The sequence below is a fragment of the Allosphingosinicella sp. genome, from assembly GCF_036570505.1.
Lineage (GTDB): Bacteria > Pseudomonadota > Alphaproteobacteria > Sphingomonadales > Sphingomonadaceae > Allosphingosinicella.
Window position 1 is genome coordinate 1 of the sequence record NZ_DATCYB010000101.1, and the last position, 14,290, is coordinate 14,290.

Here is a 14,290-nt window from a genome sequence, read left to right on the forward strand (position 1 = left end):
GGCGCGTCGCCGCGCCTCGACGTGGCGCTGCTCCGCGCCGCCGTCGACAGCGCCACCGCGGGCGTCGCGATCACCGACGAGGCCGGCGCCTTGCTGGTCGCCAACGACCGTTACGGCCAATGGTTCGGCTCCACCGCGCCCGTCGGCCTGCCGCTGACCGCCGACCTCTCCTTCCTCGAAGTGGCGGCCGGTGAGGCCCGCCGCGACGGTTACGTCGAGGCCGACCAGCTGCGCATCAACGGCCTCGCTCTCAGCCTCACCGTCGAACGCGCCGGCTTCGCCGGAACCCATTTGCTGTGGACGTTCAGTCGTTCGGAGAATGTGGACCTCGTTCGCGACGCGCGCAGGCTCATCACGGGCGAGGCCGGCAACCGGATCGGCGAGGCGGGCGTGATGGCGGCACTGGCCGATGGCGAAGGAAAGCTGCTCACCGCCAATCGGGCCTTCGTCACCCGCGCCATCGGCCAGGCGGAGACCGCGATCTCGGGGACACCGCTGGTCGAGCTCCTCGTCGCCACCGAAGATGGCCAGTTCCATTTCGCCCACGAGGGCAAGGGCGGGTCGCCGCTCCGCATCGTCCAGATTCCGGTGGCTGACGGACAGCGGCCGCTAACCCTGTTCCTTCTCCTCGACGACCTCCCCGGTGGCGGGCGCCTCCGGACCGAGGAGAGCGCCAGCGTCAATGCCCTGCTCGATTTCCTGCCGCTCGGCCTTGCCCTCGCCAATGTCGACGGCCGCTTCGTCTATCTGAACAAGGCTTTCCGCAAGGCCGCCGGGCTGCCCAAGGACGCGCGTCCTCTCTATCCGGGCGATCTCGTTGTCGATGAGGACAAGTCGCCGGTTTCCGACGCCGTCCGCCGCTTCGCTCGCGGCCCAACCACGTCCAGCGACATGGCGGTGCGCCTCAGGTCGCAGCCGGAGGAACCCGTGGCCCTGACTCTCGCGGGGGCAAGAGGCATGGGCGACGCCGCGGTGATCCTGTCCTTGAAGGACAATAGCGAGGCGGACCGACTGAAGCGCCAGGTCGCCCAAGCCACCAAGATGCAGGCGGTGGGCCAGCTCGCCGGCGGCGTCGCCCACGATTTCAACAATATCCTGACCGCTATCCTCGGCTATTGCGACCTCATGCTGATGCGCCACGCGCCGGGCGACAGCGACTATGACGACATCCAGCAGATCCGAAGCAACTCCAACCGCGCCGCCGGCCTCACCCGACAATTGCTGGCCTTCTCCCGCCAGCAGACGCTGCGCCCGCAGGTGCTCCAGCTTCCCGACGTCATCTCGGAGGTTTCAAATCTTCTGAAGCGGCTGCTCGGCGAGACGGTGAAGCTGCAGGTGAAGCACGGCCGCAATCTGGGGGCGGTCCGCGCCGACCCGGGCCAGCTCGAGCAGGTGATCGTCAATCTCGCCGTCAATGCGCGCGACGCCATGCCGGGTGGGGGCACGCTGACACTCCAGACCTTCGCCGTCTCGCCCGACGAGGCGCGCAAGATCGGCGGCGATATCCTGCCACTCGGCGAGTATACCGGGCTTCGCGTCTCCGACACCGGCACCGGCATTCCCCGGCACATGCTCGGCAAGATCTTCGAGCCGTTCTTCACCACCAAGGAAATAGGCAAGGGAACCGGCCTCGGTCTTTCCACCGTCTACGGCATCGTCAAGCAATCGGGCGGCTTCATCTTCGCCGAATCGGAGGAAGGAGAGGGGACCAGCTTCGCCATCTACCTTCCCGTCCACCGTGCCGAGACCAGGAAACGCGCCGCCCAGGCGCCGGAGACCAAGGGGGAGTTGTGGGGCACAGGGACGGTGCTGCTGGTCGAGGACGAGGCGATGGTGCGGGCGGTGGCGGAGCGGGCGCTGACGCGTCACGGCTACAAGGTGCTCACCGCCGAGAATGGCGAAGCGGCGCTCGAGATACTCGCGCGCGAGGAGAAGGTCGACCTGATGATCTCCGATGTCGTGATGCCAACGATGGACGGGCCGACCACCGTCCGCCATGCCCGCAAGACCCACCCGAACCTGCCGATCCTCTTCATCTCCGGCTATGCGGAAGAACAATTGAGGAATTCGATCGACCTCGAACGCGTTTCCTTCCTCGCCAAGCCCTTCTCCGTGCAGAAGCTGGCCGAAGCGGCCCGCGACACGCTGCTGGCGAAATAATATTTTGGATATTCAGCCAACAAGCCTTAATCGCGGGCTCGTGAATGATAGTCGCAGCATTCTCGTCATCGAGGACGAGCCCCTGATCGCCATGATGCTCGAGGACTTCCTCGATTCCCTCGGCCACAAGGTGGTCGACACGGTCGAGACGGTCGAGGCCGCCCTGGCCCGGATCGACCAAGGGGGCTTCGATGTCGCGATCGTCGACGTGCACCTGAAAGGTGGAGAGAAAGTCTGGCCGGTGGCGGATCGGCTCGCCGCGGTGGGCTGCCCGTTCGTCCTCGCGACGGGCGGCCACGTCGAGCCCCCTCCGGCCCAGTATGCCGCCGTTCCCGTGCTCGCCAAGCCCTACACGCTCGACGCCATCGAACCCGCGCTGAGCGCCGCCTGCCGCTAGGAAGGCCGGCCGTCCACAAATCGCCGGTTTCGGGCTAGGACCCAGGCCATGTGGTTCGTGAAGCTGCTCATCGTCGGCGCCGTCGCCTATCTGCTGGTGCTGGCGGCCGTCTTCTTCTTCCAGACCGCGTTGCTCTTCCCGGCCCGTCTCGCCGGACCGTCCGGGCCGCTCCCCGCCGGCGCCCGGCATCTTGCTCTGGCGATGCCGGACGGCGAACGCATCCACGGTCTCCACATTCCGCCCACGCGGTCGCGCGAAGGAAACAGGCTCGTCATCCTGGGCTTCGGCGGCAATGCCTGGAACGCCGACCATGTCGCCGCCTACCTCCACGGCCTCTACCCGGAGGCCGACGTGGTCGCCTTCCACTATCGCGGCTACGGACCCAGTGGCGGCAGGCCGAGCGCCGAGACGTTGCTCGCCGACGCGCCGCTCATCCATGACTTCATCGCGAAATCGCTCGAACCCGACCGAATCGTCGCGGTCGGCTTCAGCATCGGCGGCGGCATTGCGGCGCGCCTCGCCAGCCGCCGTCCTCTCGACGGGCTGATCCTGGTGACGCCCTTCGATTCGCTCGCCGCGCTGGCACGCAGCCATTATCCCTGGCTGCCGATCGGCCTGTTACTCCGCCACCGCATGGCGCCCGTGGAAGACTTGGCGTGCGTCACCGCGCCCGTCGCCCTGATCGCCGGCGCCCGCGACACCTTGGTCCCGCCGAAGCGCACCGACGCTTTGCGGCCGGTTGTTCCCAATCTCGTGCTGGACTGGACGATCGCCGGCGCCGGCCACAACGACATCTACGATCGCCCGGCCTTCCGCGAGGCGATGATCGAGGCCCTCCGACGCATGAAATCGCTCTCCGTCAGGTCCTGATGTTTCCCTCTTGTTCTCACGGAACAAAGCATATACACAAACCGGCAAGCGTTGAACGTGCGGCGCGGACATCCTAGGGGAGACAAGGCCATGGTGGCATCCTTGAAAGTCGTATCCGACAGGAATTCCGAAAATATGGACAAGCAGAAAGCCCTCGATGCCGCGCTGGCGCAGATCGACCGCGCCTTCGGCAAGGGCTCGGCCATGCGCCTCGGCTCGCGCGAGGCGGTCCAGATCGAGACCATTTCGACCGGCTCGCTTGGGCTCGATATCGCCCTGGGCGTCGGCGGTCTCCCGCGCGGCCGCGTCGTCGAGATCTACGGGCCGGAAAGCTCGGGCAAGACGACGCTCGCACTGCACGCGGTGGCTGAAGCTCAGAAGCAGGGCGGCACCGCGGCTTTCGTGGATGCCGAGCATGCCCTCGATCCGGTCTATGCCAAGAAGCTCGGCGTCGATGTCGATAACCTCATCGTCTCGCAGCCCGACACGGGGGAGCAGGCGCTCGAGATCGTCGATACCCTGGTGCGCTCCAACGCGATCGATATCCTGATCGTCGATTCGGTCGCCGCCCTGGTCCCGCGCGCCGAGATCGAAGGCGAGATGGGTGACAGCCATGTCGGCCTCCAGGCGCGGCTGATGAGCCAGTCGCTGAGGAAGCTCACCGGCTCCATCTCCAAGTCCAAATGCCTGGTCATCTTCATCAATCAGCTGCGCATGAAGATCGGCGTCATGTACGGCAATCCGGAAACGACGACCGGCGGCAACGCGCTCAAATTCTACGCCAGCGTCCGGCTCGACATCCGCCGCACCGGCCAGATCAAGGACCGGGACGACATCGTCGGCAACACCACCCGGGTGAAAGTCGTCAAGAACAAGGTCGCGCCGCCGTTCAAACAGGTCGAATTCGACATCATGTATGGCGAGGGCGTCTCCAAGATGGGCGAAGTGCTCGACCTAGGCGTCAAGGCCGGCATCGTCGAAAAGTCCGGCGCCTGGTTCAGCTACGATTCGATCCGCATCGGCCAGGGCCGCGAGAACGCCAAGACCTATCTCAAGGAAAATCCCGAGATCGCCGCGCGTATCGAAGCCGCCGTCCGCGGCAAGACCGACGAGGTGGCCGAAGTGATGATGACGGGTCCCGACGCCGACGACGATATTTGACGGGAGGCGCGGGCGGTCGCGCTCGCCCAACCTTCAACGTCTTCAACTTCGCGTCAGTCCGGCAGGTCGGCGATGGTGCCCGGCATCGTCTCCTCGGGCCGGTTGGTCCAGAGCGCGACGCCGAGCGCCGTCAGCCCGCAAAGGGTGAAGCCGAGCAGGAACGGCATGGTCGTTCCGTTGAAGCTCTGGCCGATGGCGAGGCCGACCAGCGAGCCGCCGACGGTCGTGATCATGCCCTGAACCGACGAAGCGGTGCCGGCGATATGACCCAGAGGCTCCATGGCGATGGCGCCGAGGTTGGCCGAGATGAGGCCGAACGAGGCCATGGTGAGCGCCTGGAGCAGGATAAAGACGAGCAAAGTCTCGCCATGAAAGGCGGCGAGCGCGAGGTGGAGCGCCGCGAAGAACGTGAAGGCCCCCAGCGCCCTCAGCATGATGCGCCTGGAGCCGATCCGCTCGACGATGCGGGAGTTCAGCCAGGAGCTGAGCGCCATCGGCCCCGCGATGCCGGCAAAGACCCACGCCATCAGATCCGGCCTTTCAAAGACATCGAAGACGATCTGCTGGATCGAGTTGATGAAACCGAACAGCCCGCCCATCACCATCGTGAGGGCAATCGTGTTGCCGATCGACAACCGATGACGAAGCGTCGTCGCCACGGCATCGCTGATATGGCGGATGGAAAGCGGCCGCCTTTTCTCGGGCAGGTGCGTCTCGGGCAGCCGGATCAGCGCCCAGGCGAGCACGATCGTGCAATAGACGCCGAGGCCGATGAAGATGAACCGCCAGCTCGCCACCTCAAGCACGGCCTGTCCGAAGGCGGGCGCCAACACCGGCACGATCATGAAGACGATGAAAACGAGGCTCATCAGCCGCGCCATCTGCGATCCCTGATAGCGGTCGCGCACGATCGCCACGACCAGCACCCGTGTCGCCGATGCGGCGACGCCCTGAAGGAAGCGAGCGGTGAGCAGCATCTCGAAGCTGCTCGCTAGGCCCGACATGATGGCGAAGACACCGTAGAAGAAAAGACTTCCGGCCAGGATCGTCTTGCGCCCGAGCCGGTCCGAGATCGGCCCGTAGAGCAATTGCGCGCCGCCGAATCCGAGCAGGTAGGCGGTGATCACCAGTTGGCGGCGATTGTCCTCCGACACGTTCAGCGCGTCGCCGATGGCGGGGAGGGCCGGCAGCATCGAATCGATCGCGAGGGCATTCACCGCCATCAACGCTGCCATCATGGCAATGAACTCGCCGAGGCCGGGGCCATCCCATCGCGTCTTGTGAACAGGCGTCATGGGGGCAGGCGCGCGCTGGGTCATTATCGTCCTTGTCATTAGCCGCGCCGCGCCGCCTCGCTCGGGCCACATGCGGCGCGCCGGCGCCGGTTTCAACCCCGCCCAAAAGCTGCAATAGGCAACCTTGGACCATGACCGCGGATAATCCTCTCGATAAATCGCGGACCGCGCCGGCGGTTCGGCTCATCGGCCTTCCGACCGACAGCCATTCGAGCTTCCTGCGGGGGGCCGCCGCCGCGCCGCCCCTGATCCGCGCCGCGCTCGGCTCCGACCACTCCAACATGGCCGCCGAATCCGGCGTGGAAATCGGCGTCGACATCCGTATCGAAGACGCGGGCGACCTGCCCCTTGCCGAAGAGCCGGCGGACGACGAACGCATCTGCCGCGCCGTCGCGGAGGCCATCGCGGCCGGCGCGGTGCCGCTCGCCCTGGGGGGCGACCATTCGGTCTCTTTCCCGATCGTCGAAGCCGTCGCCGCGGCGCACGGGCCCGTCGACATCCTCCATTTCGACGCCCACCCCGACCTCTATGACGATTTCGAAGGCGATCCGCGCTCCCACGCCTCGCCGTTCGCCCGGATCATGGAGGGCGGCCATGCCCGCCGGCTGGTGCAGGTCGGCATCCGCACCCTCAATCGCCACTGCCGCGAACAGGCCGAGCGCTTCGGCGTCGAAATCGTGCCGATGCGCGGCTTCGCGCCGGAGCGGGTGCCGAGGCTCTCCGGTCCCGTCTACATCAGCATCGATCTGGACGGGTTCGACCCCTCCGTGGCCCCGGGCGTGTCGCATCATGAACCAGGCGGGCTCACCGTTCGCGACGTCCTCGCCGTTCTCGATCGCCTTGACGCGCCGGTGGTCGGCGCGGACATCGTCGAATACAATCCGGATCGCGACCTGAACGGCGTCACGGCCGTGCTGGCCGCCAAGCTCGTCAGGGAAATCGCCGCGCTCGTGCTCAGGACCCGTCCGTCATGATCATCGTCCACCATCTCGAAAACTCACGCTCGCAGCGGGTGCTGTGGCTGCTGGAGGAGCTCGGGATTCCGTATGAAATCCGCCGCTACGAGCGGGATCGCAAGACGATGCTCGCGCCGCCGGCGCTGAAGCGCGTCCATCCGCTCGGCAAAGCGCCGGTGATCAAGGACGACGGCCGTATCGTCGCGGAGACCGGCGCGATCGTGGAATATCTGGTCGAGAAGGCGGAAGGGAAGCTCGGTCCGCCCGCCAACCGGGAGGCCGTGCTTCGCTACCGCCATTTCCTCCATTACGCGGAAGGCTCGATGATGCCGCCGCTGTTCGGGCTCCTCGTCGTCAATCGCCTGGGTCTTCTCGGCAAGCCGGCCCGGGCTCCCATCCAGAAGATGCTCGACGATCATCTCGACTGGCTGGAGGGCGAGATCGCCACCCGCGACTGGTTCGCGGGGGACGAATTCACCGCCGCCGACGTCATGATGAGCTTCCCGCTCGAAGCGTCGCGCGCACGCGGCGGCCTCGACGAGCGCCGGCCGCACCTGATCGACTGGCTGGAGCGAATCCACGCCCGTCCCGCCTATGGCGAAGCACTGGCGAAAGGCGGACCTTACGCCTACGCCTGAGGCGCGTCGCCGTTGACAAGCCACGGATAAGCTGCACCGTGCGCGCAAATCCAATCAATGAGAAAATACGGGGAGAAGAGGGCCAATGGCTGAAGACGGACGCCGCATCTCGCTGCAAATGAAAATGCTGATCGGCTTCATCGTCGGCCTGACCCTCGGGCTCATCGCCCATATGACTTCGCCCGACGCGCCCTGGGTCGAAGCGATAACCACCTATGTCACCGGCCCCATCGGCCAGATTTTCCTCCGCCTCCTGTTCATGCTGGTCATCCCCTTGCTCTTCTCGGCGCTGGTCGTCGGCATCGCGGAGATGGGCGATATCCGCTCGCTGAAGCGCGTCGGCATCAAGACGCTGATCTTCACCGTCGTCATCTCCACCATCGCCGTCCTCATCGCGCTGTCGGTGGTGAACATCTTCGAGCCCGGCGCCGGCGTCGATCCGGTGCTTGCCCGTCAGCTCCTCGTCGACGCGCGCGAAGGGGCGGGGGCGATCGTCTCGCAGAGCGCCGAATCGCCGTCGGGCGTCGATGCCTTCCTCAACATCATCCCGAACAACGTCTTCGCCGCCGCCTCGGCCAACGACATCCTCGCGATCATGTTCTTCGCGCTGATCTTTGGCATCGGCCTGCTGCTGGTGAACACGCCGCAGGCGCAGCGCCTCCAGGAAGCGATCGAAGGCATCTTCCACGTGGCGATGCGCCTCATTGGCATTGTCATCCGCCTAGCGCCGCTCGCCATTGCCTGCTTCATGTTCAACCTCGCCGCGGTGTTCGGATGGGATCTGCTGGTGCGGCTCGGCGCCTATGTCGGCGTGGTGCTGCTCGCGCTCGGCATCCACATGTTCGTCACCTATCCGCTGGCGCTGCGCTTCCTTGGCAAGATGTCGCCCATCTATTTCTTCAAGCAAATCCAGGAAGCCATGGTCATGGCCTTCTCGACGGCTTCGTCCAACGCGACCCTGCCGACGGCGCTTCGCGTCGCCGATCAGAACCTGCAGCTCCCTGGCCGCGTTTCCCGCTTCGTCCTCACCATCGGCGCCACCGCCAACCAGAATGGCACCGCCATGTTCGAGGGCATCACCGTCCTCTTCCTCGCGCAATTCTTCGGCGTCGAGCTGACGCTGGCGCAGCAGGGCATGGTGCTGCTGGTCTGCATCCTGGGCGGGATCGGCACCGCCGGCGTTCCCGCCGGCTCGCTGCCGGTCGTGGCGCTGATCCTCGGCATGGTCGGTGTCCCACCCGCCGGCATCGGCCTCGTCCTCGGCGTCGATCGCCTGCTCGACATGTGCCGCACGACCCTCAACGTCACCGGCGACCTCACCGCCGCCGTGGTCATCTCACGGGGCGAGGAGGACGTGCCGGCGACCGCCATGGACGACGCGCCGGTCGCCGAGGCCCATCCCAGCTAGAGCTCCCCTCCCGCTCGCGGGAAGGGCCGGGGGGAGGAACAGCCCCCTTATTACTCTCCCGCAAGCGGGAGGGGGACCTAAGCAGGCTCCAGCTCGCGCTGCACGACCTCGTCGGCGAGCTTGCCGTTGAGCTCGGCCAGATGGTCGAACTCCGCCTCATAGGTGGCGAGGCCCTGGCTCAGTGACCTGAGCTCCGCGTCGAGGCCCTGCAACTCCGATTCGGGCATCAGCGCCTCGATCCGGTCCCAGCGCGACCAGCCCTCGCGCGGCCCCATGCCGAGCATCTGCCCGCGCCGGCTCGAGATCGCCGAGGTTACACGCGAAGTCGCTGTCCCCGGTGCCGTCACGGTGATGCGATGCACCGGCTCCAGCAGGTGCGGCGAGGCGGCTTCCAGCGCCTCGCTCATCGCGATCCTGCCGGCGGTCCGGAAGGCCAGCTCCGAGCTGTCGACGCTGTGATAGCTGCCGTCGATCAGCGTCACTGCTACGTCGACCACGGGAAAGCCCAACGGTCCCTTCTGCATCGCATCCCGGACGCCCTGCTCGACGGCGGGAATATATTGCCTGGGCACCGATCCGCCATGGATGCGCTCGTCGAACTGGAAGCCTTCGCCGCGACCCAGCGGCTTCACCTCGATGATGACATCGCCGAACTGGCCATGGCCGCCGGACTGCTTCTTGTGCCGCCCGCGCTGGGTGACGCCCTTGCGGATCGATTCCTTGTAGCCGATCGTCGGCTCCTTCGAATCCACCGCCACGCCGTAGCGCCGCTTGAGCCGCGCGATGGTGGTTCTCAAATGCTCGTCGCTGACGCCCCTCAGCCGCGTCTCATGGAGCGCCTCGTCCTGGTCCCAGTGGAGCGACGAGTCTTCCTCGACCAGCTTGTGGAGCGCGGTGGACAGGCGGACATCGTCCTTTCTGTCACGCGTCGTGATGGCCAGCACATAATTGCTCGCGGGCCGCTCGACGTCGGGTGAGGGGGGCGACTTGCCCGCACTCAGCCACTCGCCGGCGCCGACTTCCTCAGCCTTGGCGATGGCGACAACGTCGCCGGTATCGGCCTTGCCGAGCTTCGTCGTCTTCTCGCCCTGCACCGCGAACAGCGTTCCAATCCTGATGGGGTCGCCGGACGGATTCCTGAGCTCGTCACCTTCGCTCAACGTCCCGCCGAACACCCTCGCCAGGGCCAGCCGTCCCATGGCGCCGCCATGCGAAATCTTGAAGACGAAGGCGCAGCCGTTTTCCGCGCCGAGCCTTTCGGCCGCGGCGGCCGGATCGGGCGCCTCGTGGCGCAGCGCCTTCAGCAGCCGTCGCACTCCGAAACCGTTGAGAGCCGATCCGAACAGCACCGGCACGCCCAGATTCTCACGAGTCTCCCGCACCAAGTCGGCGAGCACGGTCGGCAGATCGGGCGTTTCGTCCATCAGAAGCTGCTCGAGGAGCTTGTCGTCATGATCGGCGAGCTGTTCGAGCATGTGGAAGCGATCGGCCGCCTCGCGCTCTGCCAGGTCCGCCGGAATCTCGGTCCGTTCGGAGGACTTGCCGGGCCGATAATGAAAGGCGCGTTCGAGCGCGAGGTCGACGAATCCGGTGACCTTCTCGCCCCCCGAGTCCTTAGCGCGGATTGGTAATTGTCGCGCGATCAGCGGCGAGGCGCTCATTGGCTGCAGCGCTTCAAGCAAGTCGTGGATCGAACCACGCGCCTGATCGATCTTGTTGACGAAGATGGCGTGCGGAATGCCCAGGGCTTCGAGCTGTCTCAGCGCCGGCTCGGCGAGGATGGCGCGATCCGGCTCGGGATCGACCACGACCAGCGCGATGTCCGCCGCCGCCAGCGCGAGCGCGCCGTCGGCCGAGAAGCCGACCGAGCCGGGGCAATCGAGGACCGCGAACCTGTCGCCCAGAAATTCGAAATGCATGAGGTTGAGCTCGGTCGAGCCGCCTCGCGAACGCGCTTCGGGACTGGCGTCACCGACGCTGCTGCCATTGTCGACGCTTCCCTGCCGGTCCATGCCTCCGGAAGCGAACAGAAGCGCTTCCGCGAGGCTCGTCTTGCCCGCGCCGCCCGGCCCGACGAGGGCGACGGTCCTGGTGCCAACTGATTTTTCCGGCATGATCTTCTCCTTCGTTCCGCTGCGCGAACCGCCGGAGCGCACTCGCGCCACGAGCCTACCGTCCACCTATAAGGCGACGAGCGCAAGGGGGAGAAAATGCGATCCAGCCCGACTTTGGAACGTTCCCCGCCCGCCACGGGTTGGACAGGATTCAACAGGGCGGTAAATGGGCCGGTCGGTCCTTTGGAGAGGGATTTTGGCGCGGGCGAGGATGCTCTCGACGATGGCTGTGGCGACGCTGATCGGCGTCGGACTTGGAATTCACCTCGGCCGCTCGGCTATCGGCGCCGTCGACCCATTCTATTTCTCAAGCCCTAACGGCACCGGCTCCTATGCAGAGCTCGTCCCCGCCGCCAGTCTGTCACGTCCGAGGGGGCAGCCGATGGAACGGGCTGGCGCTGAGGCGGATTTCGCCTATCAGTGCGTCGGCTGCGACGCTCGTGAGATTCTATACGAACGGCGATATAATGCCGGCATAGAGCAAGCCTGGTTGCCACCGGAACTCTCACCGCCGGTCGAGGCTGTCTATCAATTCGAACCGATGAGCGACATCGAGATCGCGCCGGCGGTTCCTTCGACTGACGTCGAGACAAAGCAGATCGAACGCTACGCCTATTATCCGGTAAGCCACGAAGCAGCGGCGGCGCACAAGGCCGCCGTGTCTATGGCCGTCGAGGAGCAGTCGGTGATCCCGGCGGCGGCGCTTCCTGCTCATAGAGCACCGCGCTACTAGCGCCTGGCGCCGCTTGCCCGTCCGCCGCGCCTCGCCTACATCGCCGGCATGACTTCGACCAACGACATCCGCCGCTCCTTCCTCGATTATTTCGGGGGTGACGGGCATCAGATCGTCCCTTCGGCGCCGCTGGTGCCGCACAACGATCCGACGCTGATGTTCGTCAACGCCGGCATGGTCCCGTTCAAGAACGTCTTCACCGGTTTGGAGACGCGCCCCTATTCGACCGCGACCTCGAGCCAGAAATGCGTCCGCGCCGGCGGCAAGCACAACGACCTCGACAATGTCGGCTACACGGCCCGTCACCATACTTTCTTCGAGATGCTGGGGAATTTTTCGTTCGGCGATTATTTCAAGGAGCAGGCGATCCACCACGCCTGGACATTGCTGACGAAGGAATGGGCGCTCGATCCTGACCGGCTCACCGCCACGGTCTTCCATACGGACGACGAGGCATTCGACCTCTGGCGCAAGGTTTCGGGCCTGCCCGAGAGCCGCATCATCCGCATCCCGACGTCGGATAATTTCTGGGCGATGGGCGATACGGGGCCCTGCGGCCCCTGTTCGGAGATCTTCTACGACCATGGCGACCACATCGCCGGCGGCCCTCCCGGTTCGCCGGACGAAGACGGCGACCGCTTCGTCGAGATCTGGAACCTCGTCTTCATGCAATATGAGCAGATCGACCCGGAAACTCGGGTCGACCTCCCCAAACCGTCGATCGACACCGGCATGGGCCTGGAGCGCATCGCCGCCGTGCTCCAGGGCGTCCACGACAATTACGACACCGACACCTTCAAGGCCTTGATCGAGGCCAGCGGCGAGTTCACCCGCACTGAAACGACCGGCACGCGCCAGGCGAGCCACCGCGTGATCGCCGATCACCTCCGCGCCTCCGGCTTCCTTGTCGCCGACGGCGTGCTGCCGGCCAACGAGGGGAGGGGCTATGTTCTCCGCCGCATCATGCGTCGCGCCATGCGCCACGCGCACATCCTCGGCGCCGCCGAGCCGCTCATACACCGGCTCGTGCCGGCCTTGGTCGCCGAAATGGGCGCGGCCTATCCCGAGCTGGTCCGCGCGCAGCCGCTCATCGAGGAGACGCTGAAGCTCGAGGAGACGAAGTTCCGCCAGACGCTCGACAAGGGTCTCCGGCTCCTTGAGGAAGCCACGGCGACCATGAAGGCGGGCGACACGTTGCCGGGCGACGTCGCTTTCAAGCTCTACGACACCTACGGCTTTCCCTACGATCTCACAGAGGATGCCCTTCGCGCCCAGGACTTTGCCGTCGACCGCGCCGGCTTCGACGTCGCCATGGCCGAGCAGAAGGCCGCTGCCCGCGCCGCCTGGAAGGGTTCGGGCGAGAAGGCCTCGGACGACCTCTGGTTCGACATCGCCGAGGAACATGGCTCGACCGAATTCACTGGCTACACCGGCCATGAAGGCGAGGGCCGGGTGCTCGCGCTGGTCAAGGATGGCGCCCGCGTCGATAGCGCCAAGGCCGGTGACGAAGTGACTATCATCACCAATCAGACGCCGTTCTACGGCGAAAGCGGCGGCCAGATGGGCGATGCCGGAAACATTCGTAATGACAGCGGGTTGGAAGCCGAAGTTAGCGACACATCCAAGCCGCTTGGCCGGCTCCATGCCCATCATGCGACCGTCAAGTCAGGCGCGATCAAGGTCGGCGACGCCGTCCGCCTCGAAGTGGACGCCGATCGCCGCACCCGTATCCGCGCCAACCATTCGGCGACGCACCTGCTTCACGCCGCGCTGCGTCATCGCCTTGGCGGCCATGTCACGCAGAAGGGCAGCCTCGTCGCGCCCGACCGCTTCCGTTTCGACTTCTCGCATCCCAAGGCCCTGACTGCCGAGGATATCGAGGCGATCGAGTCCGAGGTGAACGCCCATATCCGCGAGAACCAGACGGTAACGACACGCCTGATGAGCCCGGACGAAGCCATCGCCGCGGGCGCCATGGCGTTGTTCGGCGAGAAATATGGCGAGGAGGTCCGCGTCCTCTCCATGGGCCGCGGCGGCGAGGCGAGCTATTCGGTCGAGCTTTGCGGCGGCACCCATGTCAATGCGCTGGGCGATATCGCGCTGTTCAAAATCATTTCCGAAAGCGCCGTCGCCTCCGGCGTTCGCCGCATCGAAGCCCTGACGGGAGAGGCGGCTCGCAAATGGCTGACTTCACGAGAAGATAGCCTGAAGGAAACGGCCGCCGCGCTCAAGGCCTCGCCCGAGGAAGTCCCGGCCCGCGTCGCCGCGCTCGTCGAGGAACGTCGCCGCCTGGAACGCGAGCTGGCCGAAGCAAAAAAGGCGCTCGCCCTCGGCGGAGGCGGCAAGGCCGAAGCGGCCGGCCCCGAACAAGTCGGCGGCCACGGCTTCATCGGCCAGGTCATCGAAGGTCTCGACCCCAAGGGTCTGCGCGGCCTCATCGACGAAGCCAAGCAGCGGGTCGGCTCCGGCGTCGTCGCGCTCGTCGCCGTCAGTGAAGGCCGCGCCAGCGTCGCGGTCGGCGTCACCAACGATCTCACTGGCAGCCGCAACGCCGTCGA

At 66.0% G+C, this 14,290-nt stretch carries 11 protein-coding genes; 9 read left to right on the forward strand and 2 right to left on the reverse strand.

Annotated features, from left to right (window positions below; translation table 11 throughout):
• From VIR62_RS12445 to recA, 4 genes are all read left to right on the forward strand, one after another.
• A partial coding sequence (locus VIR62_RS12445) for a response regulator (protein WP_431871734.1) occupies window positions 1-2,160 on the forward strand: 2,160 nt, incomplete at its 5' end.
• Window positions 2,161-2,200: 40 nt separating this feature from the next.
• The gene (locus tag VIR62_RS12450; RefSeq protein WP_431871736.1) at window positions 2,201-2,557 is read left to right on the forward strand and encodes a response regulator; all 357 of its coding nucleotides are present in this window, start codon (window positions 2,201-2,203) and stop codon (window positions 2,555-2,557) included.
• A gap of 48 nt (window positions 2,558-2,605) precedes the next feature.
• Window positions 2,606-3,427, forward strand: a complete 822-nt coding sequence (locus VIR62_RS12455) for an alpha/beta hydrolase (protein WP_431871738.1) — start codon at window positions 2,606-2,608, stop codon at window positions 3,425-3,427.
• A 90-nt stretch (window positions 3,428-3,517) separates the two neighbouring features.
• A complete protein-coding gene (recA, locus tag VIR62_RS12460) occupies window positions 3,518-4,588 on the forward strand; it encodes a recombinase RecA (RefSeq protein WP_431871740.1) in 1,071 nt (356 codons plus the stop codon).
• 53 nt (window positions 4,589-4,641) lie between these two features.
• Here the strand turns inward: recA and VIR62_RS12465 are convergent, their stop codons facing one another.
• Entirely contained in the window at window positions 4,642-5,907 is a 1,266-nt protein-coding gene (locus VIR62_RS12465; RefSeq protein WP_431871742.1) for a multidrug effflux MFS transporter, read from the reverse strand.
• Between the two features lie 107 nt (window positions 5,908-6,014).
• Between VIR62_RS12465 and VIR62_RS12470 the strand changes: the two genes are divergently transcribed.
• The 3 genes from VIR62_RS12470 to VIR62_RS12480 all read left to right on the forward strand — a co-directional run bounded on the left by VIR62_RS12470 (window position 6,015) and on the right by VIR62_RS12480 (window position 8,885).
• Window positions 6,015-6,857, forward strand: coding sequence for an agmatinase family protein (locus VIR62_RS12470; protein ID WP_431871744.1), 843 nt, complete (start codon window positions 6,015-6,017; stop codon window positions 6,855-6,857).
• Window positions 6,854-7,477 (forward strand): glutathione S-transferase family protein, encoded by a 624-nt coding sequence (locus tag VIR62_RS12475; protein WP_431871746.1) that lies wholly within the window; start codon window positions 6,854-6,856, stop codon window positions 7,475-7,477. The genes VIR62_RS12470 and VIR62_RS12475 overlap by 4 nt, the downstream gene beginning before the upstream one ends.
• Window positions 7,478-7,562: 85 nt before the next feature.
• A complete protein-coding gene (locus VIR62_RS12480; RefSeq protein WP_431871748.1) occupies window positions 7,563-8,885 on the forward strand; it encodes a dicarboxylate/amino acid:cation symporter in 1,323 nt (440 codons plus the stop codon).
• A 77-nt stretch (window positions 8,886-8,962) separates the two neighbouring features.
• On the opposite strand, the gene VIR62_RS12485 is transcribed toward VIR62_RS12480, so the two are convergent.
• Complete coding sequence (locus VIR62_RS12485; RefSeq protein ID WP_431871750.1) at window positions 8,963-10,999, reverse strand: elongation factor G; 2,037 nt, start codon at window positions 10,997-10,999, stop codon at window positions 8,963-8,965.
• Between the two features lie 223 nt (window positions 11,000-11,222).
• Here VIR62_RS12485 and VIR62_RS12490 point away from each other — a divergent pair, with 223 nt between their 5' ends.
• Together VIR62_RS12490 and alaS are read left to right on the forward strand one after the other, a co-directional pair.
• The gene (locus VIR62_RS12490; RefSeq protein WP_431871752.1) at window positions 11,223-11,732 is read left to right on the forward strand and encodes a hypothetical protein; all 510 of its coding nucleotides are present in this window, start codon (window positions 11,223-11,225) and stop codon (window positions 11,730-11,732) included.
• Between the two features lie 48 nt (window positions 11,733-11,780).
• Window positions 11,781-14,290, forward strand: a 2,510-nt coding sequence (gene alaS, locus VIR62_RS12495; protein ID WP_431871754.1) for an alanine--tRNA ligase, incomplete at its 3' end; no start/stop codon positions are given.